The organism is Paenibacillus oryzisoli, from assembly GCF_050467285.1.
Taxonomy (GTDB): Bacteria; Bacillota; Bacilli; order Paenibacillales; family NBRC-103111; genus Paenibacillus_E; species Paenibacillus_E oryzisoli_A.
The window spans coordinates 1-25,485 of the sequence record NZ_JBCMUN010000014.1 but is presented as its reverse complement, the minus strand read 5'-3'; the positions used below and the strand labels follow the sequence as shown (position 1 = coordinate 25,485).

The 25,485-nt window shown below is 49.1% G+C and carries 17 protein-coding genes; 15 read left to right on the top strand and 2 right to left on the bottom strand.

The window, feature by feature from the left end:
* Window positions 1-104: 104 nt before the first annotated feature.
* The 5 genes from ABE504_RS23155 to ABE504_RS23135 all read left to right on the top strand — a co-directional run bounded on the left by ABE504_RS23155 (window position 105) and on the right by ABE504_RS23135 (window position 12,432).
* A complete protein-coding gene (locus ABE504_RS23155; protein WP_430093232.1) occupies window positions 105-1,148 on the top strand; it encodes an S-layer homology domain-containing protein in 1,044 nt (347 codons plus the stop codon).
* A 16-nt stretch (window positions 1,149-1,164) separates the two neighbouring features.
* Entirely contained in the window at window positions 1,165-8,202 is a 7,038-nt protein-coding gene (locus ABE504_RS23150) for a CARDB domain-containing protein (protein ID WP_430093229.1), read from the top strand.
* A 46-nt stretch (window positions 8,203-8,248) separates the two neighbouring features.
* Window positions 8,249-9,049, top strand: a complete 801-nt coding sequence (locus ABE504_RS23145; protein ID WP_430093226.1) for a Cof-type HAD-IIB family hydrolase — start codon at window positions 8,249-8,251, stop codon at window positions 9,047-9,049.
* A 118-nt stretch (window positions 9,050-9,167) separates the two neighbouring features.
* Entirely contained in the window at window positions 9,168-11,009 is a 1,842-nt protein-coding gene (locus ABE504_RS23140) for a hypothetical protein (protein ID WP_430093223.1), read from the top strand.
* On the top strand, window positions 10,978-12,432 hold the full coding sequence (locus ABE504_RS23135) for a glycosyltransferase (RefSeq protein ID WP_430093220.1): 1,455 nt from the start codon (window positions 10,978-10,980) through the stop codon (window positions 12,430-12,432). The genes ABE504_RS23140 and ABE504_RS23135 overlap by 32 nt, the downstream gene beginning before the upstream one ends.
* A 56-nt stretch (window positions 12,433-12,488) precedes the next feature.
* Here ABE504_RS23135 and ABE504_RS23130 read toward each other — a convergent pair whose 3' ends face one another.
* Entirely contained in the window at window positions 12,489-12,575 is an 87-nt protein-coding gene (locus ABE504_RS23130; RefSeq protein ID WP_241243089.1) for a YjcZ family sporulation protein, read from the bottom strand.
* A 153-nt stretch (window positions 12,576-12,728) separates the two neighbouring features.
* Between ABE504_RS23130 and ABE504_RS23125 the strand changes: the two genes are divergently transcribed.
* Window positions 12,729-13,823 (top strand): hypothetical protein, encoded by a 1,095-nt coding sequence (locus ABE504_RS23125; protein WP_430093217.1) that lies wholly within the window; start codon window positions 12,729-12,731, stop codon window positions 13,821-13,823.
* Window positions 13,824-13,889: 66 nt separating this feature from the next.
* Here the strand turns inward: ABE504_RS23125 and ABE504_RS23120 are convergent, their stop codons facing one another.
* A complete protein-coding gene (locus tag ABE504_RS23120) occupies window positions 13,890-14,519 on the bottom strand; it encodes a nitroreductase family protein (RefSeq protein ID WP_430093214.1) in 630 nt (209 codons plus the stop codon).
* Window positions 14,520-14,739: 220 nt separating this feature from the next.
* Between ABE504_RS23120 and ABE504_RS23115 the strand changes: the two genes are divergently transcribed.
* The 9 genes from ABE504_RS23115 to ABE504_RS23075 all read left to right on the top strand — a co-directional run bounded on the left by ABE504_RS23115 (window position 14,740) and on the right by ABE504_RS23075 (window position 25,417).
* Window positions 14,740-14,997 carry a hypothetical protein gene (locus ABE504_RS23115; RefSeq protein WP_430093781.1) on the top strand — a complete coding sequence of 86 codons (258 nt, stop codon included), beginning with the start codon at window positions 14,740-14,742 and terminating at the stop codon, window positions 14,995-14,997.
* Between the two features lie 87 nt (window positions 14,998-15,084).
* Window positions 15,085-15,558, top strand: coding sequence for a 6-carboxytetrahydropterin synthase QueD (queD, locus tag ABE504_RS23110; protein WP_430093211.1), 474 nt, complete (start codon window positions 15,085-15,087; stop codon window positions 15,556-15,558).
* Window positions 15,558-16,238, top strand: a complete 681-nt coding sequence (locus tag ABE504_RS23105) for a 7-carboxy-7-deazaguanine synthase QueE (RefSeq protein WP_430093208.1) — start codon at window positions 15,558-15,560, stop codon at window positions 16,236-16,238. The genes queD and ABE504_RS23105 overlap by 1 nt, the downstream gene beginning before the upstream one ends.
* Before the next feature lie 57 nt (window positions 16,239-16,295).
* Window positions 16,296-16,994, top strand: coding sequence for a 7-cyano-7-deazaguanine synthase QueC (queC, locus tag ABE504_RS23100; RefSeq protein ID WP_430093779.1), 699 nt, complete (start codon window positions 16,296-16,298; stop codon window positions 16,992-16,994).
* 46 nt (window positions 16,995-17,040) lie between these two features.
* Complete coding sequence (locus ABE504_RS23095; RefSeq protein ID WP_430093205.1) at window positions 17,041-17,718, top strand: response regulator transcription factor; 678 nt, start codon at window positions 17,041-17,043, stop codon at window positions 17,716-17,718.
* The gene (locus ABE504_RS23090) at window positions 17,715-19,109 is read left to right on the top strand and encodes a HAMP domain-containing sensor histidine kinase (RefSeq protein ID WP_430093202.1); all 1,395 of its coding nucleotides are present in this window, start codon (window positions 17,715-17,717) and stop codon (window positions 19,107-19,109) included. The genes ABE504_RS23095 and ABE504_RS23090 overlap by 4 nt, the downstream gene beginning before the upstream one ends.
* A 114-nt stretch (window positions 19,110-19,223) precedes the next feature.
* Window positions 19,224-22,355: an efflux RND transporter permease subunit gene (locus ABE504_RS23085; protein ID WP_430093199.1), complete on the top strand. Its 3,132-nt coding sequence runs from the start codon at window positions 19,224-19,226 to the stop codon at window positions 22,353-22,355.
* A gap of 12 nt (window positions 22,356-22,367) precedes the next feature.
* The gene (locus tag ABE504_RS23080) at window positions 22,368-23,666 is read left to right on the top strand and encodes an efflux RND transporter periplasmic adaptor subunit (protein WP_430093197.1); all 1,299 of its coding nucleotides are present in this window, start codon (window positions 22,368-22,370) and stop codon (window positions 23,664-23,666) included.
* A 38-nt stretch (window positions 23,667-23,704) separates the two neighbouring features.
* Window positions 23,705-25,417: a hypothetical protein gene (locus tag ABE504_RS23075; RefSeq protein WP_430093195.1), complete on the top strand. Its 1,713-nt coding sequence runs from the start codon at window positions 23,705-23,707 to the stop codon at window positions 25,415-25,417.
* Window positions 25,418-25,485 lie beyond the last annotated feature (68 nt).

The window sequence follows — 25,485 nt, the reverse complement described above, 5'->3', positions numbered from 1 at the left end:
TCTTTTTGTTTGCCTGGAAATAATGGATGTAAATGGTAGACGGCGATGGAATTAGATGAGATACTATCACTATTAAATTGTAAAGTTATGGGGGAAATTCGAAAATGAAGAAAGTGCTGTCCATTTCTGCTGCTTTTGCGATTACGTCGATCCTCGCGGGCACGGCTGTCACGAATGGCGAATCTAGTAAAGTGAAACTCACAGATATTGATGCTCACTGGGGGAAGGCCGCTATTGAAAATGCCGTGACGAAAGGTTATGTGGATGGCTTCGAAGACAAGTCGTTTCGTCCTGACAACCAAGTGACCAAGGCTGAATTTATTAAAATGATTTCGGTTGCCATCGGCGTGAAAAATGGCGATGCAGGCAGCGGCAGCTGGTACGCTCCCTATGTGCAAAGCATGAAAGACGCGGGGATACTGTGGGGGACATTCAGCACGAGTGATATGAACGAGCCGATCAAGCGCTCGGAAATGGCTGCAGTGTCTGTTCACGCCGTGGATATTAACTCCAAGGCGACGATGCTGGAAGCAACGTCGATGGGGCTGATCCAGGGGAAGAGCAACGGAGACTTGGACGAGGAAGGGGTTACAACTCGTGCGGAGTCAGTGACGATTGTCGAGCGGGTGTTGTCGAAGCGGAAGGGTGAGGTGCTGCCTGTGGATCAATCGGCGGTTGCTGCTGCAGAGATTGCGTCGACGGGGACGAATATGAAGTCGATGGTGGGGATGGAGCCAACGGATGCGTTGGGTAAGTGGTTTCCGATTGCGCAGGGTGTGAAGGTCAAGTTTGAGAAGGTTATTATTATTGATCCGATGAAGCCGGATCCGAATTTTAACTTGATTGATTTGGCTTTGAAACCGCCGTTTGTTAAGTTGGAAGACACTTACGTTATTGCCACTCAAATTAGGGTGTTGGTGGATTCTACAGCGGATACGAGTGGGAATTTCTACACGATGCAAACGATTGGTTTGCTTGGTTCCAAAGGAACCGTAAGAGCCGTGAATAAATTTCCGGGGTTGGTTAAATATGACAAACCCGCAGAATACATTGGCTGGATTTCGGACTACTACTTGCGGGCACACATGGACGGTAAAATTTCTTACAGCATTTATGAACAACAAATTGATTTGGGAATTCATAAATAGTGGGAAGTGATGACCATTGAAAAAACATGTGTTTTTTTCGTTAACGCGGTTATTTCTATTCCTGCTCACTTATGAGCTATTTTATCCGTTTATAGATCTGACAGATGTGAATGCGGCAACACAAACAACAATGAGAATTTACGTAGATTTTTCGAATCCTTCAGAAGCCGGGAAATTGAGTGATATTGACCCTCAGTATTCAGCATCTAGCGCGAAGTCATTGGATCTGGATTTATCGAAGTATGTGTCTGGGACGATTGTTGGAACACCGAAATACACATTAAATGGTGCGGATCGAACATCCTTCACATCCCTAGCCGGTTCTATCCTAAAAATTCAAAATGCTCCTGGAGCGTCTACACCGGTCTTTGGGCAATCCGTTGCTAAACCTGGTCATTATATCTATCGTGATCCTAACGGTAAAGTGTGGGCGCATAAAGGTGAGGCGACCAAAGCGCTTGAGTTCGATGCTGATTCTTCGACTTTCAAAGGGAATCCCGAAAGTCAGTATCCAGGGTTAATTCCGGATGAGGCTAGATACCAAGAAACCACTACAAAAACGAAATATTCTAGTGAACTAAATGGTGGGGATTTGAGATATCAATTCTCGTACAGCGGATATTCTAAGGGAATTGATAATTTCCCTGATTATAACGCAATCGGGTGGGCAGTGACAACGGCTTATGAAGTAACACCTCCAACCGCATGGTATGAAAATGCGAGCGCAATACAACCAAATGGAGCAGGCGCAAATCTTACTGATAGTGACAAAATTAACACCATCAAAATTTATGATGCGACACCAACAGATAAGACCCCGAAAGCAATACCTTTCTCATGGGGAATGGGAAATAGCAACAAGGGTTTAATTAGGGTTAGGGAACTTCTGGATGATACACTGAAAGAAGAGGATGGGGTTTACGAGGAAGCCGCTGGTGACAAACCTTACGGCATCACTAGGAATTATTTCATGTTCGCCAACGCTCAATGGCGAGGAACCACCTACAAATACAGTTCCTACATCGACGTCGTAACCGAACCCTCTGTTAAACCCGATCTCGTCCCTACAAGCATCACAACCAGCGCATCCTGCATCAAACCCAACACAAAAGTTACCTTCGACTACTCTTTCAAAAATAACGGCGCTGACATTCCTTCAGGAACGCCTGTCAAAGTCGAAATTCGAGCAGATGGAACAGTTATCTCCACCAAAACTTTCTCAAACGGGGTTTATAACGGTCCAGGGTATGGCGGTTCATTTGACTATACTTTCGGCAGCTCCGGCAAAACATTTACACTGGTTGTGAATGCTGATAATTCTATTTCTGAAATGAGCACTTCGAATAACACGCTGAATGTCCCCGTGAACACGGATTCTAGTTGTTCACCAACAGGATCTTACATCGGCCACACCAGTGCCGACAAGGAAAGCATTCCATGGAAAGACAACAACGTAGTCAAAGCTGATTGGACGATCCCGAATAGCTGTACACCTGTTCGAGGTAAATTCATTCTAACGCAAGCCTCTGGCGAGTATTTCGAATACGGGTGGAGTACGCTATCCAGCACGTCGATTCAAGATTTCGCTATTTTCCAATATGGCATGATGGGATATCTTCAATATCCTGGGAACATCCACAGCGGGCGCGTCGATATTGCTTACAAGCTGGAAGATAACTGTGGCGGCATTTCGACGTTTACCCAAGGCAATTTTACCATTGGCAATTCCCCTCCTAACCGCCCTCCCGATTTTCAGATCGGCTGGTTCGCCGATAACGACTACTACAGCACAACTCCGATTCCCGATGCCATTGTGGGCGATCGTCTAAACGTTAGACTTTTGCCGGAAGTCCCGCCAAATCATTATGATCCAGACGATGAACTCGTCACATTCGAATGGGAATTCGCTAAAAGTTCTAGTACTTGGATTCAAAGTTTTCCGTCTCAAGGATGGAACAAAGGAGATGACAAAATAACCTGGCTGACTGCTCCGAACACGGTTGGCGACCACACAATCTATGCCAAAATGTGCGATCAGCAGGGGGCATGCACGGAAAAGACTGCCACTATCAACATCATACGTCCAGAACCTGTCCCCTGCATCAACGTTCCAAGCCGCGTAGTACAAAACAGGCCGCTGTCAGCCAATGCAATTAATGGCGCATGCAGTCAGCCTGCAAAGAACAGGACAATTGCGCAGGAATTTTGGACAAACAAATTGACTGTTTATCCGAATGTTGGGACTGAAACCATTATGCTTGAAGTGAAAGACAATTACGGCGTAATGAATTTGCCCGAAAATAAAGCGGTGAAACAGATTAATGTCGTAGAAGATAAACCTCCTGTTGCATTGATCAACCTTCCGCTTATCGGTGTTCGGGGAAATGTTGGATTCAAGGATATGTCGTACAGTCCTGATGGTGATGTTATCGTTTCGACGCAAGTAAGTTATCAATACGATAGCGATAATGACGGGAATTTCGATGAGCATGCGTTAATTGGTATCCCGATAACGGTCGGCGGTTACACCTCATTGCCTGCTGCGAAGGTCGGAAAATATCGCGTAACCGTAAAGACGACTGAGGATTGGGGCCTGACGGATACCAAACAATTCACAATTAATATCATGAATGATTCCCCAGAAATGACATTTTCCGTGACAAGTGCAAATCCTGAGCCTCCTTTGTTTAACACAACAAATGAATCCGAACCCTTCATGGCGTTTGGTGAAGATTGGCAAGGGTCGACCTTAAATAATCCCAACTTGGATAAAGTCAAGAATATCGGATTCACCTACAATTCAATAACGAAAGGCTTCACGTCACACTATGGAAAAAATCCTTTCAATGCCCCTGCGACGAATTTAGTATTCACGCCTACAGTGGTAACGCTAGGTATGGATCAAGGGCATAGCTTTTATGTCCCGCAACTATTTGGGTCGCAGTATCTTGGAAGAAAATCAGGGGTTGCAACTCTTGGCGGTTTGACTGTGAAGATGACGCCTTCTGATTATCTGGGCAACTCAGTAAATCCTTACACAGGGGTTCCATATCCGTCATCAACGACCATAAACTATGGCCTTGATTCCTATGAAGGCACAATTCCATCTGCAAGTAATCCTGGGAACTTTTTGTATATGGATGCGAAAGGCGGTACATACGAACTCGCATGTAGGAGTTATTACTATAGCGATGATGACTCCTCCTATTACAAATATTGGTGTGACTATTCAAGGAAGAACGCGGATGGGTCGCCATCGTGGACGAAGAGTTTCGTTTCATCTATGTGGGATGTTATTTCTTATCTTCGATTGGCTAAAACCCCATCTGAGGTCGGAGTGCCTACACGTATGGAAATCAATGATGACGGAACAAAGATCAAACTTCCAGATATTCTGTTTGGAACGGCGTGTTATTATGGCTGTGCTGATACATCGAAATGGTATGACGTTGAAACAGGACAAGAAGTACCAACTCCAGCGATTGTCAGACCGAATATGTATGGGGCAACATATGAAGACGATGACGTTGTTGTAATCGGTCATAGTGATCAAAGTCAAACAAGCTCATCTTGGAGTAATAGTAGTACTACAAGTAACTACAGTTCAACATCAAAAGGTACTGTCACAAATTATGTGACATCTTACAACAAGCATTCGGGTGTTACTACGCGGCTTGATCTTGGAACATGCAATTGGGATGATTACGAGAGGCAAACAGGCGGTAATGGGAATTATCTGACAGGGGTCGAGAACACAGGACGAACATACATGAGGGACATAAGATTTGTTACTTCCGCGGATGGGTATATTTATGTCGTTGATGGTTTGAATAAAATCGTAGTGATGGATAAATATGCGACGAAATTTGCGGAGTATACGACAGCAGGAACTCGGGTATATAACGAGCATACATATGCTGTTACGTACATCGATAAGAAGATATCCATTGATGGCGCTGGGTTCGGGGCAAACGGCGAGTTTTATATGATTGTGCATGAGCGTTATTTTAAAGACCGTCGATATAATCTCCACTGGCAATCTTGCAGTCCATGTAGTTCTGGCGGTTATATCGATTCTTATCAAGATGATTATACAGGCTCATATGAAAAGTATTATTACTATACGATCAAAGGGAATGTAACATCTACGCCTGCTTATGCTGAAAACGAAACTGGTCAGACAATGAAAAAGAATACCGATATCACGGATGCGGATTATTATTTCGACTTTGCCCAAATGTCACCGAACTATAGTCAAAACACACCTTCTGGATTTTTGTTCAGAGCGAAGAATAATAACAACATGTATCGACTGGAATTTAATTCGAACCGTTTATCGCTATCAAAAATTGTTAATGGAGTTAGGACTGAACTTCGCAATACTGTCATCAATCTGAATACCACAGATTACACTAACTTCAAAGTTTCAGTAAGAGGCTCAAAGATTAAAGTCAGAATGGGAGCTAATCCTGTTTTTGATGTCACAGATACAACGTTCGATTCAGGTACGTATGGTGCGTTCATTGGTGCTTATGGCTCTCATTTTCGCAATGTTGTTGTCAAGGTCCCTATTGTCGATAACAACAAAATCGATGACATGGGAATTGCCGGAGAAGCACTTACTTATACGACCGATTTCCAAGATCCCGAAACTGATCCGGAAATCAAGTCCAAAGAGAAGTGGAAATATGAGCATATGGATGTGACGAAATTTTTAGATGCGGGTGATGGACGCAGCGGTGTATCCATGTTTAATAACCAAACGGTTACTGGCGAACCTGTAAAGATTCTCGATAAAGTTGGCGTATATAAAATGACGCTGATCGGGACGGATGATCCCGCGCCAACAGGATATGCGTTTCCAGATTCGACTTTCGCTATGTATCAGTCCGATTCCGACCCTTATTCCCGAAACGTCCTTATTCACCGCAGACCGATTGCACAAATCTCATGTACGCAAGATATTTATTATGCTGTGACGTGTGATGATTCTCAAAGTCACGACCCTGATAGATGGTTAAATCCTTGGACATATTCAACAGAAGCGACTGGGATTAATTACGCGACGACGAAGGGGATTGTTGATCGAAGATACGAGTACACGATGCCTGATGGCACAACAAACTCGGGATTAATTGGTCGTGTGAAAGAGATGGGGATGTATACGTTTAGAGTCGCGGTAAAAGACGAATACGGAGCGTGGTCGGATTGGGCGGAAAGCTTTATTTGGTTAAATGCCGCTCCTGAAAATCATGTGCCGCATGTTGATTTAACCAATCCAACGGGGACATACGAAAATCCTTCTGGTGCTCCTGCGGCGAACCCGACACTCACATGGAACGCTGTAGACTTTGATGCTGATAGCGTGATAACGGGATACGAGCTTGAAATTCAATATTACTATTATAATTATTACTCAAACCCTCAGTGGTTCTGGGTAAGCCAATCTTCCATCATTACAGGAACTACTGATTTGAAGTCAGATGGTAACGTCGTGGCTATGAGTAGACAGGTTAACTTTCCTCTAGACAGCACAAGGACTTACAAGATCAGAGTGAGGGTGAAAGATGAAAAGGGAGCATGGTCTGAATGGTCTGAGAAATATATGCGGAGTGGGTATCCCCCGTCTGCTCAGATTACATTCCCTAACGGGACTCAATCGAATCCAACAACAATAACAGACGGATTATTAAAACTTTCCTTCAATCAATCCGATCCGGATGTTCCTACGATCTATACGAGTTATCAATACCGCATATTGGATGAGTTTGGCAATCAGCTTAAAATGGCATATTATGCAGGTGGTTTGGAATATGACGCTATCGGGAGTGGAAGCTATGCGCATGGTTGTTATTGGGAAAGTGATGGATCTTATTGGACAGGCTGTTCCTTTCAAACTACCGCGAACAGTTGGACGATGCAATCGGTTGAGTATTGGCCTTTAAGATATCTCGTCAAGCAAACTGGACCGTATCAGGTTCAAGTTAAAGTGAGTGATGGGCGCTATTGGTCTGATTGGTCAAATACGGGGTGGTTTACGAATAACAGCCCACCAGTGGCGACGATGATTGAGCCGAATGGAACGGAGACCAATCCTACGGTTTTCAATTCTTTAAGACCGATTTTTAGGTGGAGTCAAACCGATCCCGATCCGGCTACGACCTTCTCGTATTTTCAATTGCAAATTACGAATGAAGCGAACAACATCATGCTCGTTGATACGGGACAATTTTATCAAGGTTCCATTTCAGGTGCTGGCGAATGGACCTCCACACAGGACCTTCCGGCGGGACAAAAGCTTCGCGTCCGAGTCCGCGTATTTGACGGCAGCGCCTGGTCCGAATATTCCCAGCAAACCTGGTTCATGATTAACAGGCCGCCGATTGTTGATTTTAGTTGGATGCCTCAGCCGGTATGGGAGGGGGATGACGTCCATGTGATCAATGCTGCTGTGGATCCGGATGGTGATGCCTTGACGTATGCGTGGACCGTTGAACGGCCAGACGGCTCGGTGAACATGTACAACACTGAACATATAACGGATAGGTTCTCCTTGCCTGGTTTTTATCGGGTTTCGCTAACGGCCTCTGACGGCAGACTCTCGCATACAGCGGTCAAAATGATAGAGGTTCTGCCGCTTACGATTCATTCGGATGTGACGTATACGGAGCAGTGGCGGATGCTGCATGAGCAGAGCGGGCATCAAACGGCAGCGGTGCCGAAGCAATTTTATTCGGGGGAAGTTTTGGTGTTAACGAGTCGCAGTGCGCCAGCGCCTGTGGATGAGGTGACGGCCTGGTTGGACACGGTGGGGCTGGATGGGCATTCGCTGTTTGTAATGACACAGCTCCAAGTATCTCCAGGGGATAGCACGCTATTCCAAGGGGAATTGTATGATAGCAGGCTCCAATCTTTCACACAAGGATTGCCGAATGGTCTGCAAACGATTCATTTTCGAATTCGATATCGCAACGGTGTTGTGAAAACAGAGGACATCCCAATCGACATCATTGGAAATGTCTATGAGTCTGTCGGTGTTCATCGTGTTCAATAGATATGGTACAATAGGTCGATAGAAGCGAGCAAAGGAGCGAGGAAGGTTGAGCTTTCGATTAATCGCGTTGGATGTTGACGGTACTCTATTGAATGACGAGCACGTTCTGAGTGAACGGACGATTGAAACGGTCCAAGCTGTCTATGATCAAGGTTGCAGCATTGTACTTTGTACAGGAAGAGCTCCGGCCAGTACACTTCCAATTCTGGAGGAACTGGGACTCGAAGGCACGATGATTACACATAATGGCGCTGTCACGTTGCATGCCGATGAGCATAGACAGACGATTGTGAATGAGTTTACTTTTGCTGTTGAAGACATTGAACCGATGCTGGCGTATGCTAGGCGCGAGGGGATCCATTTTGACGTGTGCACGGCGATGAATATGTATATTGAGCGTATAGGGGCATATGAGAGAGAGATGTACGAGAAATTCCTCATTAGTCCCAAGCTGGTGAGCAGCGTCTCGGAATTGTCTCTGCCTCTGGTGAAATTTACGCTTTTTGGCCAGCCGGAAGTGTTGGATCGTGTGCAGAAGGAGTGGGAGGATCAGAAGTTATACGGCTCTTTACGCATGATCCGCAGCGGTGATTTATTTATCGATGTGATGAGTCCTTTGGCGAATAAAGGGAATGCCCTTAAGGCACTTGCTGCGTCGCTGAAGGTTGAACCGGACGAGATTATTGCTATCGGGAATTACTACAATGATCTGGAAATGATGGCTTTTGCAGGCGTTGGTATCGCGGTTGAGAATTCCCCGGAGGCTGTTAAAGCAGCAGCAGATTGGGTCACGGCTTCGAATAATGACGACGGCGTGCACGAAGCATTATTAAAATATTGTTTGTAATCTAAAATTTCGATTAAATCCTCGCTTTTTGAGGATTTTTGTCGTTAGAGGGGTTTTTAGGAAGAATGGCCTATGATAGAATGAAAGGAAGAATACTAGACGTAGGATGTGATTCCTTTTGAGTAAAGGTAGGAAAGCTCACACGAGTAAAAAGAAAGCGGCGGCGGTACTGGTAAGTTCGGCGATGGCAGTTGCGCCGTTATTGTTTCAACCTACATATGAACTTGCACATGCAAATGAGTCTTATCCCCCGGAATATCCGGTTTTCGACTCTGACGTGCTCGGTGATCGGACGGTTTCATTGGGAAGTTCTCAAGCAATCATTGATTTGAATGAATTGTATCCGAATGCCCGTTATTTTGAGTTTAATGTGGAAAGCGATAATACAGATGTTGCCATCAATGAGCCTGGGTATGATGTTGAAGGTTTGCTTAAAATTCATCCTATTGCCCCAGGAACGGCAACTTTCACAGTGAAGTATTCCGTTGGCTTAGATGAAACTGAACATATGGTCTATGAAGAAGATCAATTTCAAGTAACGGTCGTAAGCGGCAGCGTTCCAGAACGGAAGTATGATATCTCTGATGTCATCAAGAAAATGGTCAGTTCTCCGAGCGACTTTACGACTGCTGACTCTGTCAAAAGTTTGATGGGTGGGATTAAACCGGATCTTCTTCGTAATCAAATGGCTGGGAATCATGCGCCTCAGTTGAATACAGGGCATTCCCTGCCTGCCAACTTTAATGTTCAGCTCTTTGATGAGTTGGAACTTGGTGATCTTAGCAATTATTTTACAGATCCTGATGGTGACGAGTTATATGTTAGCTTTATTCCAATCCCTGATTCCAACGGTCAGTACAACGATAGCGCTCAGATCTATGATGGAAGCGAAGGCGCTGGATCCGAATGGAGAATATACGGGGATTACGAAGGAACAAGTTATTTTAGATTAGTGGTCTGGGATGATCATGGCGGCATAGCGGATTCCGCAACTTTTTCTGTAACGGTACTAGGGGATGGCAATACGGCGCCGCATTTGAATCCGAACAATGTGGTGGCTAATCATTTTTATAATGCTGGTAATGGAAATAAAATGTTCCTGGGTAATAATTCAGAGATCGATTTGGATGATGTATTTATAGATGATCAAGAGGATTACATCATGTATGATGTTGAAGTCGAAGAAATGCCCTCAGGTTCGACTTCGATTATTTCAAAGAACTATAGCTTGGATAGTTCAAAATTATCGTGGTCGTGGGATACATTTCATACTTATGGAACCGTTCAAAAGATTAAAAAGATTAAGGCTTATGATTCTAGGCACATGTACACACCAACTGAAGTAACTGTCGACATTGAACGTTTTGCATTAGAGCCTGATCAAACAGAGCCTTTCCCAGCGCTAACTTCAATGTATCAATCCCTTGATCTTCAGGACCCTGAAAAGACAAGCTCACTTGTCCTTAATGTCGATGCGGCTTTCGGTGAGGGGGCTATCGTGAACAATTCAGATATTCAATCGATAGGTACATCTTCTGTCACAGGCTCGGTGTATGAATTTAATACGATCAAGTTCGTAGCCCCAACAACGACAGATGCTACTGAGAATAAAGTTAAAGTTTACGCTCATAGTATGGATGGTTCAAAACTGTATCTTGATGACTTTAACTTTAAAGTCGTGCCTCTACCTCTGGACGCATATGGATTGTCTACAAGTTCAATTCGTTTTGAAGATCTTTATCCAGATACGTTAGATTCCTTTTATGTAGAAGGGGGATATGCTTTGAATAACGACGCCATCTCCGTCATCGATGATCTTTACGGAAATGAAATCTTATTCGAGACGTCCGGTGCTGTTTCAATTAATGCACCAGAAGGAACTACCGTTATGATTGTTCTACATCCAAACGATGGAGCTCGTGTCTACTATGTACCCTTCACAAAAGAAAATACCTACTAATTACCAGCCCTTTATCTCCCTCATCCAAAAAGGCAACCTCCAAGAAGCAGAGTCCGCTCTGCTTCTTGCCATCTCCAAATCACCGATTGACGCGCAGCTCTGGGTGATGCTCGGCGAGACGCTGCTGCTCCAGAAGGAGACGACGTCGGCGCAGCGGGTGCTGGAGCGGGCGTGGTTGCTGGATCCGCAGGCGCAGTGGGTGGCGTCGATGTTTGAGAACATCGGCAAGCTGCCTGCGACACCGGTGCAGCCGCATATCGCGGAGCTGCTGCAAGTGCCTCAGGTGACGGTGGCCGCAGGCATCCTCACCTATAACGAGTCGGCGAACATTGCGAAATGCATCGCCGCGCTGCAAAGCGCCGTGGATGAGATCCTCGTGATCGATTCCTCCACGGACAACACGGCGCAGATCGCCGCGCAATTCCCGAAGGTGAAGGTGATTCGCATCACCTGGTCGGACGACTTCGCGGCGGCTAGAAATATCGGACTGGTGCATATCCAGTCCGACTGGGTGTTGTGGGTGGACGCGGATGAGGCGCTGCTGCCGGCAGATGTGCCGGCCGTGCGCGAAGTCGCGGGGATCTTCCACAGCTTGCCGGTGCCAGCGGCGCTGCATGTGTGGCATTTGAACCGTGTGAACGGCGCGGTGCGGCACGATTTTTCGCAAGTCCGCATGTTTCCCGCGCAGCGCGGACTGCGGTACTACGGCCGCATCCACGAGCAGGTGGGGACGGCCGCAGGTGTGTTCCAGGACGACACGTACCGGCGCGCCGTCCGCATCCGTTTGGACCACAACGGCTATGAGCCGTCCGTTGTGCAAAGCAGAGGCAAGCTGGAGCGCAATCTGCGCCTGCTTGCTCAGATGGTTCATGACGAGCCGAACAATCCGGGGCATTTGCTTTTTCTCGGCAGGGAACTGCTGGCTGCAAAGCGGGAGGAAGAGGCGCTGACGGTGCTGCTGGAAGCGGAACGAACGGCGCGGCAGACGCCGCTGTTCGGCCGGCTGTCGGAGGTGTATCGCTTGTTGATTCAAATCAAGCTGAAACAGAAGCAAATCGACGAAGCGGAGGCATATTGCCGACTCTTGATCGCGGATTCGCCGGATTTTCCGGATGGCCATTACCTGCTAGCCCAAATCAAGATGCAGCAAGCGAATGCTCTGATGCAAGAAGCGGAGAAAGAGTTGAAGCAAGCCCTGCAGGTTCTGCCGCAATATCGCGGAAGCGTCAGTCCCGACTATCAGATTGCGGAGTGGAAAGCGGCCGCGGCGCTTGGGGAGATCGCACACCGATCCGGCAAACTGGCGAAAGCCAAGGAAGTATGGAGTAAGGTGCAGCAGGTTCCGGGCTCGTCCGAGCGAGTTCTCCGCAAGCTGGAGGACATTGAAGCGGAACGGCGGAAATTAAACGATAGCGCTCAATAAAGAAGATCCCGCCAGCATCGTTCGCCGGCAAGGATCTTCTTTTTACATTGGAAGGATTAGAGTACGAATGCGCTGGAGATGATTACGAGCAAGATGAAAAGAACCAAGATTGCTCCTGCGGAGTAACCTACACCTGCTGACATAGCGTATTCCCTCCTTTCTGGTTGCTGGTATACGTTAAGATATGTGAGAAAGGGCAGAAGTGTATAGACGTTTATCCTGATTGCTCATAATTTGGACGAAATTGGGACATTCTACGAATGAAGAACTAGATCTGTAGAGGAGGCGTCAGTGCCATGGCCGATATTAGCCTTACACCCGACCTGAAAACAGCAGGCGGCGAAGTCTGCGATATACTGTACAATGGGGAGTTTGTCGGTACGTTAACGCTAGTCTACAGGGAATCGGATCGTATGAAAGGCTCGATTCATCTGGAGCAGCAGTCGATTGCGGAAGAGAGCAAGCAGGATGTCTATGATAGGGTGCAAGCGTATGTGCAAAATTTGGTGGATGCGCTGAACATAGACCAATGCGAGGTCACGGCGAACTGCAGCGACTATGATTTTGTCATTGCGACAGATCATGTGATACAGCCAGTAACCGAGCAGAGCGAGCTGGCGGAGCGCGTTTATGAAAATTTTCAAGAGCAAATCGAGTACGACTGGGTGGATGATGATGCGCCGCTCAGCATGATCGATGAGGAAGAATCGGCTGATCAAACCCAATGGTCGATGCTGCAGCAGCACAAGCAGGACAAAGGGTACGAGCTTGTGATTGTTGGGGAATCGCGCAACCACGTGGAGTATCAAATCTACGATCGGGAAGCGGATCTCGTCGCGGAAGCCTCGCTGCGGTTGTACGGTTCGGAAGTGATCGGGGATATTACCTGGAGCTTCGATCCGTTTGAGGATGAAATGGATCTCGTGACAGAGCTGATTGTCGCCGATTTCAATGAGGACGAAACGGACTCTTTTGTGTTCCATATGATGTATAACGGGGAAACAATCGACACGATTGAACTGACGCATCTGGATGTGCTGGACCTCTCGGACGAAATGGAAGCCGACGAGGAGTTCGATGTATTGCCGAACCGCGACGATTATTCCATCGTTCTCGCGCGAGATGATGGGGATACGTTGACCTATGAAATTTACGAACAATCGAATGGCAGTCTGCCGATAGGAACGGCAACGGTTGACGTCAGTTCCAGGCAGTTGACAGGCTTTATAGATTTTCGGGAGCCAGGCAGCCCTGATGATCGGGAATTGATTGCGACACTTCTGCTGGACGAGTTGGATAAGGAAAAAGAGTATGAAACGTTCAATGTGTCCATGCTTTACCGCAATAAACTGATTGATGAAATTTTGTTTGAAACGGAACAATTGCATTAATCAAATAATGAAGGCATGGCTCACGGAACCTCAGGCTCCGAGCGCCATGCCTTTTCGAATAATGAATTAGAACGTGTTTGCTACTGTAATTTGATCGAGTGTCAAACGGCCGGACGGTCTTGCAGGCGTAGCAGCAAGGCCTACGCTGATCAACATAACAGGCACATAACGAGCTGGTACGTTGAACGTTTCAACGAATTTCGCTGCGTCGTATCCGCCCATTGGGCAAGTGTCATAGCCAAGCGATTTTGCTGCGATCATCAGGTTCATAGCCGCCAGAGACGCGTTGCGGATCGCTTCGTCGCGAGCGACTTGCGGGTATTGATAGACGTTTTCGATTTGCGAAACGAGCGTATCTTTCACGGCTTGCGGGATAAAGCCGCCTTCAACGGCTGGTCCGAAGACAAGCTCAGCATTTTTGTTCGCTTCGAGATCGCCAAGCACCGCGATCACAACGGAGCTTTCAACGATTTGCTTTTGACCGTAAGCGATTGGAAGCAGCTTTTCTTTGTGGGCTTGATCGTCGATCACAAGGAATTTCCAGTGCTGCAGGTTCCAAGCGGATGGCGCTTGCGCGGCAGATGTCAACAGTTGCTCCAGATCGGCCTTCGGCATTTGGTGGCCAGCTTGATATTGCTTGACGGAGTGACGCTCTTCCAACACTTTTAGGACTTCATTTTGAACTTGTGTACGCATGGTATTCCCTCCACGGAATTTTATTTTTTTTAGTATGATAACGCAAAAGCATTCGCATGCGGGGTAAACGTTGGAATGCTTATCGAAGTACAACTGTATTAAAATAAATAACAAATTACTGTAATAATAAATGTTATAGTTTTGACTGTCAAGAGACACTTTCGTGTTGTCGGAAAATGTTGGATAATGGAACATGAGAAAGGGGCGGTCCCTCTTGAAGATGACGCAGAAGGAGCTCAATCACCTCATTTTTCTAACGGAAGTGATCTTGAGTGGGAAGAAAAAGAACCTCATGGAAGAAACGCTTCAATGCTTGTTGTATATTGTAAAGTCGCTGGAGGACGTGGAGCTGCCCGATTCGGTCGTGCAGCAGATTGAGTGTCTGACGGCGGACATCGAGGCCGATTTGCGCGGGGAGAATGAGCGGATGCAGGAGATCAGAAGTCATCTGGACTGGCGTCAGGCCGGCAGGCGCTAAATGCTTTCCTAACACTAGCCAGGTGACAAGCGCTCATTTTATGATATAATGTAGAGTGCTGTTTTTGAATGAATGAGGTGATAAGAAATGAGTTACGATATCCCAAGCGATATTCAGAGATTGGGACGAGACATCCAAGAGAATCAATTGAAATATCACCATAAATCCGTTTTGGTATCCAAGGAGTTTACGTTTGACAGTGCGCATCATTTGCATTGTTACGAGGGAAAATGTAAAAGTCTGCATGGACATACCTATAAGCTCCAGGTGATTATGCGCGGCAAAGTGGATCACCGGGGAATTGCAATCGATTTTGGAGATATCAAACGTATAGCGAAACAACGCGTTATCGATCGACTCGACCATCGCTATCTCAATGAAGTGCTGCCGCCGATGAATACGACGGCTGAGAATATGGTCGTCTGGATGTACGAAGAAATCCATCGTGGTTTGCTGGATGAAGGGGTGCACCCGAACATCCAGTTGGAGGAAATTCGGCTGTGGGAAACGCCGACCAGCTACGCCGCCATCACGCGCGCGATGATGGAGGAGGACGTGTAATGCAGGATTATCGCATTCCGATGGTAGAAATCTTTGAGACGGTCGAGGGCGAAGGAACCCGTGCCGGGTTCCCGACAATCTTTGTCCGTCTCTTTGGGTGCAACCTGCGCTGTACCTGGTGCGACACCAAGTACAGCTACCCCCCGGCGGAAGCGGAGAACGTCATGACCATTACTGAAATTGTCAGCAAGGTACAGACGTTCCGCTCCCGGCATATTTGCCTGACAGGCGGCGAGCCGCTCCTGTACGGAGAGAAGTCTCTCGCCCTCGTCGAGGCGCTTGCGGCGTTGGAGCAGGTCGACGACCTGCACATCGAGACGAACGGCGCGATCGACCTGGCGCCGTTCATCGCCAAAGTAGCCTCCCCGAAGGTGAGGTACATCATGGATTACAAGCTGCCCGATTCGGGCGAGACGGAGCAGATGCTGACGGGCAATTTCGCGCTGCTGCGCGAGCAGGACGAGCTGAAGTTCGTCATCGGCAGCGATCTTGATTTTCAGACGGCGGTCGACGTGCTGGAGGCGTATCCGACGAAGGCGCTGCCGATGTTCAGCCCGGTCTGGGAGACAATGCCGCCTCACAAGCTCGTCGAGAAGATGCTGAGCGCAGGGTTGTCGAAAGTAAAGCTGAACATGCAGCTGCATAAGATTATCTGGGATCCGGCCATGCGCGGTGTATAGCCGCGCGGGCCCAAGGGTCCTCTTTTGAATACAGAAAAAAAGAAAGCGGTGGCGAGAATGAGCGCACAAGTAAGCGAGAAACGCGCGGTTGTAATTCTAAGCGGAGGTCTCGACAGCACGACGTGCATGGGCATTGCCAAAGAAGCGGGATACGAATTGTATCCGATTTCGTTTGATTATGGGCAGCGCCATAAAATTGAAATCGAAAATGCGAAGCAAGTGGCGGCGCATTACGGCGTGGCCCAGCGGCATAAAATCATTAAGCTCGACTTCCTGCGCGATTTCGGCGGGAGCGCACTCACGGACGACAACATCGACGTGCCGAATGTGGCGGAAGGTGAACAAACAGATGAAATCCCAGTCACGTATGTGCCGGGGCGGAATTTGCTGTTCCTATCGATTGCGACTTCGTACGCGGAAGTGACGGGTTCCAGTGCAATTTACATAGGGGTTAATGCGCTGGATTACAGCGGCTACCCGGATTGCCGTCCGGAGTTCATTCATAAAGTGGAAGAAGTGATTGAACTGGCGACAAAGGTGGGTGTCGAAGGCAAAGGCATTAAGATCGAAACGCCGCTCATTGACTGGACGAAGGCGCGTATTATTGAAGAAGGGCTCAAAATCGGCGTTCCGTATGAGCTGACAACGTCCTGCTACAACGGCCAAGCCGAGGCGTGCGGGGTATGCGACAGCTGCCGCCTGCGGTTGAAAGGGTTTGAGGAAGCAGGCGCCAAGGACCCGATTCCATATTTATAGTGGAAGTTCACGCATTTATAGGTTGTAAAGGGGAGACGGAACAGCCGTGACGAAAATTTTGGTCGTGGACGATGATGCGGATATTCGGGAGCTGATCCGGATTTATTTGGACCGGGAAGGTCTCGACGTGCTGCAAGCGAGCGATGGCAGGGAAGCGCTGCAAGTGATGGAAACGACGCCTGCGGAACTGGTTGTGCTGGATGTGATGATGCCGCATATGGACGGCTGGGAACTGTGCCGGGAGCTGAGAAGTCTCTACGCGGATCTCCCGCTGCTCATGGTGACAGCGAAGAGCGAATCCGTCCATAAGGTCAAGGGATTCCAGCTGGGAACGGACGATTATTTGGTCAAGCCGTTTGATCCGGTTGAGCTGGTCATGCGAGTGAAAGCGCTGCTGAAGCGGTATCGCATTAACACGTCGCAGACGATTGCGCTCGGGGGGATAATGATTGATCGGACGACTCTCGATGTGAAGATGAACGATGTGCGGACAAGCTTGCCGCTCAAGGAGTTTGAACTGCTGTACAAGTTGGCCGGCCATCCTGGGCAAATTTTCACGCGTGCGCAACTCATCGAGCAGATTTGGGGAATGGATTACGAAGGCGACGAGCGGACGGTCGATGTTCATATCAAAAGATTGCGCGAACGCTTCGAGCCGCTAACCGGGGATTTCGAAATCAAGACGATCCGTGGACTTGGGTACCGATTAGAGGTTAAAGCATGATCAAATCCCTGTATTTTCGCGTCGTCCTGACGTTTCTTGCCATTGTGCTCACTTCTATTCTCGTGGCGTTTCCTCTTGCGACATACTTTTTTACAAATGTCATTTCCTCTGAATTTCAACAGGAAATGCTGAATATGGGGAAACAAATTGTAGCAATCAGCGAAGAAGTGCAACCCAAAAACATGAGTTCGTTCATCACCAGTTCCAACCGGTTGAACGAGAACTATTTGTTTACGCTGTTTGACAGCGAGGGCAATGCCTTTAGTCCGATCCCGACGGATAATAAGGGGAGGCCGCGCATCCTGCCTTCCGAGATTGCCGGGGTGCTGCAAGGCAACACGTACAAAAGCCTCGACTACGGCTCGATCCACGTCGGGGCGATCAACACGCTGAAGGTCGGCGTTCCGCTCCAGTCGAATGGGCAGCATTTTGGGCTTTTTATCCAGATGAACTTCACCCAGTCGATGAAGAATCAGGTACAGTTCATCATTACCATCGTGCTCATCATTGTCCTGACGATCGGCAGCTTGCTCATTCTGATCGCTTCGCGCTATCTGGTGAACCCGCTCAAGAAACTGACCGCGGCGACGGAGAAGCTAGCGCGCGGCAATTTTAACGTGAATGTGAAAGTGAACAACAAGGATGAGCTGGGCAAGCTGGCAGAGAGCTTCAATCATATGGCGAACGAGCTGAAGCAGCTCGAACAGATGCGGCAGGACTTTGTGTCCAACGTGTCGCATGAGATTCAGTCTCCGCTTACCTCGATTCGCGGCTTTTCTAAGGCGCTCAGGGAATCGGAGATCGACGAGACGAGTCGAAAGCAATACCTTGAGATTATCGAGAGGGAAAGCGAGCGGCTGTCGCGGCTCAGTGAAAATTTGCTCAAGCTGGCTTCCCTGGAATCGGAGCATCATCCGTTTCATCCGACGGTGTTCGATTTGGACGAGCAGCTTCGGCGCATTGTCGTCTTTTTCGAGCCGCAGTGGTCGGCGAAAGATCTGGACATCGATCTGGCGCTGCCGCGGGTCAAAATCACCGGCGACGCCGATCAACTCAATCAGGTGTGGACGAATGTGATCGGCAATGCGATCAAATTTACGCCGCCTGGCGGGCAAATTCACGTCAAGCTGGTGCCGCTGCGCGACCGGGTTCAGGTATGGATTCACGACGATGGCATCGGCATTCCCGAAGAGGATCAAGGGCGAATCTTTGAACGCTTTTATAAAGTGGATCAAGCTCGGCAGCGGGACAGCGGAAGCGGCTTGGGGTTGGCCATTGTGCGGAAGATCATCGATATGCATCAAGGTACCATCGAGGTGCAGAGCGAAGCCGGAAAAGGTGCGGTGTTTCTCATTGTACTGCCGGTCACGAACTTTATGGCAAAAAAATAACAATTTTGCGCTTGGCGAACGATTGTTTGCCAAGTTTTTTTGTTTTGTTCATATTGGGTTCATATTGGACGTGTATCTTAAACCTACAAACAATTTATTGAGGGGAGCACAGGAATGAACCGACTTACTCAGTTTTCCATGAAGAACGTGGCGGCTCTGATCATCATGATGATCATGCTGTTCGTGGGCGGCTTGTATTCAGCGACTCAGCTCAAGGAAGAGAATATGCCCAATGTCTCCTTCCCTGTCGTTGCGATTACGACCACCTACATAGGTGCGCCTAAGGACGTCATGGACGAAATTACCGCACCGATTGAGAAAAAGCTGGCCAACATCGAAGATTTGGATTCGATGCAGTCGACGTCCAGCGACAACTTCTCGATGGTGATCATCTTATTTAAGCAAGACGTCGACATCGATAAGAAGAAGCAGGAGGTACAGGACCTGCTGCAGGAAGTGTCCTTGCCGGCTACCGCGGGAGCACCTAAGGCTTCCACGTTTGGCGCGGCATCGTTCCCATCGAACTATCTCGTCGCTTTCGCGAACGAAGGTGTAAGCCAGACGGAACTGGACAAATCGTTCAAAGATACGATCAAGCCTGGTCTGGAAGGCATTAAAGGGATCGACCATATGGACATCATCGGGGCCCGGGATACATCGCTCGACATTGAGCTTGATGCCACCGCGATGAATCAGTACGGTTTGTCGCCGGGGCTGCTAAGCAACGCGATCAACTCGGCTGTAACCAAAACGCCGATCGGTTCCGTGCAGATTGACGGCAATGACAGAATGACTCGTGTCACAGGCGATATTTCCAGCTTGTACGAATTGCAACAGTTGGAAATTACAACGCCGAAAGGCGATATTGTCAAGCTGGATCAAGTGGCGAAAGTAAAAGCCATTACGGAGAATACGTACAACGGTCGTTTGGATGCCAAGCCGGCCATCGGGCTGATTTTGTATAAAGCAGGCAGCGCGAACGCAGTAGAATTCTCGGATGCGATTCACAAGAAAATCGAAGATTGGAAAACGACGCTTCCAAGCGTTTCCTTCATGAACACGTATGACAGCGCGGACCAAATTAAAGAATCCATTTCAGGGCTTGTGCGCGAAGGTATTGTCGGTGCAATTCTGGCTTCGCTGATGATTCTCATTTTCTTGCGCAATGTGCGAATGACACTGATCGTGCTCGTCTCCATTCCGCTTTCCATCCTGATTACGCTGCTGCTGATGTCGCAGCTGGATCTGACACTGAACACGATGACGCTGGGCGGTATCTTTATTGCCGTAGGGCGGGTCGTGGACGACTCGATTGTCGTTATTGAAAATATTTACGCTTCCCTGGAGAAAGCACAGGAGCGCAAGGAATCTGTCATTCTGATGGCCACGAAACAAGTGTCCATGGCGATTACGTCGTCAACGCTGGCGACGGTCGGGGTATTTGCTCCGCTCGCCCTCGTTACCGGAGTCGTCGGCGGTTTCTTCCGACCGTTTGCTTTAACGATTGCTTGTGCACTCTTATCTTCCTTAATCGTAGCCTTAACGGTTATTCCGATGCTCGCTAAATTGCTCGTGCTGAACAGCAAGCCTGGCAAAGGGCATCATGATGAAACGAAACCGACGAAGCTCACCATGTTCTATGAGCGCGTATTGACGTGGAGCTTGAAAAATCGGATTAAAACGCTTCTTCTTTCCCTTGTCATTCTCGTTGTGACCATCGGGGGGACGATCCCGTTCCTGTCTGTCGCCTTCCTTCCTGAGTCGGCGGCATCGCAGACGATGTACTTCCAGCTTAAGCTGCCGAATGCGACGCCGTTTGACGCGACAGACGCCAAGGCGAAGGAAATTGAAGGCACGCTGCTTGATCTAAAAGATTCGAACGGCGAACCCGTCTTCACCTTTGTGGAAGCATTAGTTGGATATTCCGGCAGTACGGTGGAAACAGGTAAAGATAGCCGAACGCCGAACGCGGCGCAAATATTCGTCAAAGTTAACGATAAAGTTGATCCGGACAAAGTCAAGGATCAAGTGAAAACGTATATGCTCTCTGAATTGCCAGCCGGTTCCGAGGTTACTCCGAAATCGATGGAAGGCGATATGGGCGGTGTCTCCTCCACAGACTTTGCCTATACGCTGCAAGGCGATGATCAGCTTCAGCTGGAAAAAGCAGCGGGAATGGTTAAGGAAAAGCTGAAAACTTATCCGGAGCTGACGAACATCGAGGATAACTTGAGCGACGCGAAGACGGAAATTGAAATTACGGTCGACCAAAGCAAAGCGCGGGCTTACGGCTTGAGCGCAGCTTCGGTTCGAGACACGGCTCGCCTGTGGATTCAGAAGCAAAACCTGGGCGATCTGAAGTTTGACAATCTGACGTATACCACGACGGTCTCGTTGGATAAATCCGATAAGGATTCCTTGAGTAAACTCGGTGATATTCCGCTCTCGGGTCCGAATGGTTCTACCGTTTACCTGAAAGAAGTTGCGAAAGTAGCTGAAGTGCAAGGGGCCGTTTCCCTGAATCGGGAAGATCAGTACCAGCTTGTTAAAGTATCCGCAAAAATCAACGATAAAAACAAAACGACTGTCAGCGCCAAGCTGACCAAAGAATTGAAAGAACTGGAACTTCCGGAAGGCGTTACGACGAAAGTCGAGGGTGTTTCGGACGATGTGACTGAAAGCTTTACGCAATTGTTCGTTGCTATGGCGGCCGCGGTATTCGTCGTGTACCTGATCATGGTGCTTGCCTTCGGCAACGCCGGGGCGCCATTCGCGATTCTGTTCTCCTTGCCGCTTGCGGCGATCGGCGGTTTGCTCGGCCTTGTCATCACCAGAGAGCCGCTTACGGTCACCTCGATGATTGGCTTCCTCATGCTGATCGGTATCGTCGTGACGAATGCGATCGTGTTGATCGACCGTGCGCAGCAACTGCGCGAAGACGGCTATACGGTTCGCCATGCTTTGATTGAAGCAGGTAAAGTTCGTCTTCGTCCGATTATTATGACGGCTGGCGCAACGATCATGGCACTGCTTCCGCTCGCACTTGGCATTTCCGCCGAGGGAGGCTTAATTGGTAAAGGCCTTGGCGTCGTGGTCATCGGCGGTCTGATCACATCCACGGTTCTGACGCTTGTCGTCGTGCCAATTGTGTACGAATTGATCGACAGTGTGAAAAATCGCATAGGCCGTATGTTCAAGCGGAATAAAAAAGCCGATAAAATGACTACAAGCTCGGTAGAGGTATAAGGAGGCACATAGATGATTAGCAAAAGTTTGCGAAACAATCGATTCAGGTATCGCGGCATGGGGGTCATGGCGGTTGTTACCGCCGTGGCGCTGATGGCATCCGCTTGCTCGGCTCCGGGGGCAAGCACGCAGGCAACGGTTCAACTGACGCCAAAGCCAATTAAAGTCGAAGCAGTGAAAAAGGCGACGATTTCGACCCCGATCGAGCAAGTGGCCGATGTGACGGCAGGCGTTGCACTTGACGTCATTGCGAAAGCCAACGGCGAAGTGATGTCAGTGAATAAGAAAAAAGGCGATTACGTAGAAAAAGGCGATGTCTTGTTCGTCATCGACAATACGGATGCGGCATCAAACCAGCGGAAAAGCGAGCTTCAGTTAAAAAGCGCGCAGCAATCGCTTCAACAAGCGAGAGACAGCAAAGTCAACAACCGCAAAGATCTGACGGACGCGATAACTCGCGCACAAACGGCGCTGCAAAATGCGCAGCAGGATTATAACAAAGCTCGCAACGATTTCGATGCGGGCACGGTGACACAACGCCAAGTGGATCAAGTGAAGCAGGCGCTGGACAATGCACAGATGTCCTATGACTCTGCACAATCGAAGCTTTCCGCATTCGATAACTCGGATTCTATCGCCGCAGCGGAAACGCAAGCCGAGTCCGCAAGATTGAATCTGGAAGACGCGACACGTTCGCTCGACAACTATGAAGTAAAGGCGCCGGGCAGCGGCGTATTGACGGATTTTAACGTAGTGGTTGGCCAAACGGTATCGGCCGCGGCAGGCAGAGTGGCGCAAGTGCAAGAAATCGATCCGATCAAAATTAAAACGGAATTGACTGAAAACAACTATCAATTGGTCAAAGGCAAGCAGGAGCTCGTGTATTACAACCCGAACACACCGGATAAGAAAGGTACAGCTAAAATCAGCTACTTGGCCCCAATTATGAGTGCGGCTACGAAAACCTATACACTGGAGCTTGCCGTACCGAATACAGATCACCAATTGCAACCAGGCACTCGCTACATGGTGCAGCTCACTACGGAATCGGAAGAGAAGGTGCCAGTTGTTCCGACGCTGAGCATCATTCGTGAAGCGTCCGATACGTTCGTGTTCATCCAGCAGGGCGATCAATATGCGAAGCGTAAAGTGAAGCTCGGTCGCATCAATGGCGACAAACAGGAAGTGCTGGAGGGTGTGAAAGAAGGCGATCAACTCGTCATCTCCGGCCAAAATACATTGAAAGACGGACAGAAAGTCGGCACCACGGAAGCTTCCGCACAGCCGTCCGCAACACCGGCAGCGAAATAAGGAATCTGCTTAGAATTTATACGAAGGAGTATAACTACATGAAAAAAAGACCTTGGAAGTCCCTTTTGACGACGATCGTGTTAGGGACAATGATCGTGCAGGGCGGTACAGCGGTATGGGCGGCTGACGCCGCCTCCACCGCGACTTCGGCACCGTCCGTGAACTACGGACTGACGAGCGACATTCGCGCCGCGGTGAAGAGCGTCTCCGCGACGCCAACCGCAACGGGCTCCCAGCTCGCGGTCACGGTGCGCCTCTATAACGGCGGCACGCAAGTGAACCGCGTGCCGGAGCATGAGCTGCGCGTGCAGACGACGAACGGTCTGACGTATACGCTCAAACCGAGCGCAGCGAACAAAGCGTCGCTGCAGCCGAAAGAAATCGGCGAGCTCGTCTACGTATCCACCGTGGATACGAAGGAGATCGGCGCGATTTCGCAAGTGTCCTTCGTGAACGTGGATTTGTACACGTATCCGAAGGTAGAAACGACGCTGCTTGCACTCGCGACGCCATCGGTATGGTACGGCGGCACGGGCAGCTCCGCGCTGCAGGGCATTGACAGCCTGGCGTGGGGCGACGCGTTCGCCATTCCTGGCGTGAACTCCGGTCTGACATACAAGCAGACCGAGGCGACGATCCAGAACACAGCGACAGGCCGCGTTGCTTTGGTGACGCTGCTCGTGAGCAATCCGGGCGCTGGCCGGGAAACAGTGCCTTCGTTCCGCGTGGACGGCTTGTCCGCGGATAAGAGCTTTGAAGGCAAACGCACGGAGACAGCTCCAGTGACCCTGGAAGCGGGCGGCCAAGCTTATGTGCACTACGCGATTCAATTGGAGAACGGCGCGGACCTGACGAACCTGGTTGTCGCTTCGACAGACACCTACGTGGCGAAAGACAGCGGCCAGGCAGCCATCATTGCGACCGGCAAGCTCGCTTTCCCATGGCCGACGGCGCAAGGCGGGGCTGTTGCGACGAACTACACGATCGGCCAGCCGATCCCGTTCGACAGCTTGTCCAAAGTCGTAGACAAAACGACGCAAGTATCCTTAATGGAACTTCACCTGCATGAGAATCCAGGCGAAGGCTATCAAACGGCGGTAGCGAAATTCAAGCTGACGAACACCAGCACCTCTCCGGTTAACACGCCGACGTTCCAGACGGAACTGACGAATGCGCAGGGCGTGACTTATACCGGAAGCCGCCAAGCGAATGTGACGGCAACGATGAATCCGGGCCTCAGCTACGTGGTGAGCTACTCCTTCATCGTGCCACAGTCGGAGGAAGGGACGAACTTCTCTCTGAAGCTGCTTGATGCGCAATCCGCAGCGCCTTATACAACGACGATTGCGGCGCTTCAAACAAGTTTGCAGGACGAAGAGAAGGACGGCGTGATCTCGCTGTATCCATTTGACCTCAAGTTCAACGATGTGACAGTGGGCACGCAAACGACGGCTCAATTGATGTACACGTACAAATTCCGTCTGGACTTGGACATCACGCAGCAAGAGAATGTCGTCGTCGACAACAACTTCTCCAAGCTTCGTTTTGAGATTGTCGACAATGCCGGACGTGTTGTAGGTTCGAAAGATGCAACCTTTACAGGCGTCAACAAGCTGATCTCCGGACAGCAGGTATTGGATGCATCCAACATTTCTTCCGAGCAGTTCAGCTATCCGTTCACAGTGAACGTATACGAAACGATCGACACACCGGAAGGTACGGCGAAACGTCTCGTAAAAGTCATCAAATAAAACCGCAAAAAGCTCCGAAACCACATGTACGCTGTGGCTTCGGAGCTTTTTTTCAGTGCGCCTCACAG

Excerpts from the sequence above, each read along its gene's own strand:
- ABE504_RS23155 (WP_430093232.1), top strand. The coding sequence starts at position 105 with ATGAAGAAAGTGCTGTCCATTTCTGCTGCTTTTGCGATTACGTCGATC.
- ABE504_RS23135 (WP_430093220.1), top strand. The coding sequence starts at position 10,978 with ATGTACCCTTCACAAAAGAAAATACCTACTAATTACCAGCCCTTTATC.
- ABE504_RS23130 (WP_241243089.1), bottom strand. The coding sequence starts at position 12,575 with ATGTCAGCAGGTGTAGGTTACTCCGCAGGAGCAATCTTGGTTCTTTTC.
- ABE504_RS23125 (WP_430093217.1), top strand. The coding sequence starts at position 12,729 with ATGGCCGATATTAGCCTTACACCCGACCTGAAAACAGCAGGCGGCGAA.
- ABE504_RS23120 (WP_430093214.1), bottom strand. The coding sequence starts at position 14,519 with ATGCGTACACAAGTTCAAAATGAAGTCCTAAAAGTGTTGGAAGAGCGT.
- ABE504_RS23115 (WP_430093781.1), top strand. The coding sequence starts at position 14,740 with ATGACGCAGAAGGAGCTCAATCACCTCATTTTTCTAACGGAAGTGATC.
- queD (WP_430093211.1), top strand. The coding sequence starts at position 15,085 with ATGAGTTACGATATCCCAAGCGATATTCAGAGATTGGGACGAGACATC.
- ABE504_RS23105 (WP_430093208.1), top strand. The coding sequence starts at position 15,558 with ATGCAGGATTATCGCATTCCGATGGTAGAAATCTTTGAGACGGTCGAG.
- queC (WP_430093779.1), top strand. The coding sequence starts at position 16,296 with ATGAGCGCACAAGTAAGCGAGAAACGCGCGGTTGTAATTCTAAGCGGA.
- ABE504_RS23090 (WP_430093202.1), top strand. The coding sequence starts at position 17,715 with ATGATCAAATCCCTGTATTTTCGCGTCGTCCTGACGTTTCTTGCCATT.
- ABE504_RS23085 (WP_430093199.1), top strand. The coding sequence starts at position 19,224 with ATGAACCGACTTACTCAGTTTTCCATGAAGAACGTGGCGGCTCTGATC.
- ABE504_RS23080 (WP_430093197.1), top strand. The coding sequence starts at position 22,368 with ATGATTAGCAAAAGTTTGCGAAACAATCGATTCAGGTATCGCGGCATG.
- ABE504_RS23075 (WP_430093195.1), top strand. The coding sequence starts at position 23,705 with ATGAAAAAAAGACCTTGGAAGTCCCTTTTGACGACGATCGTGTTAGGG.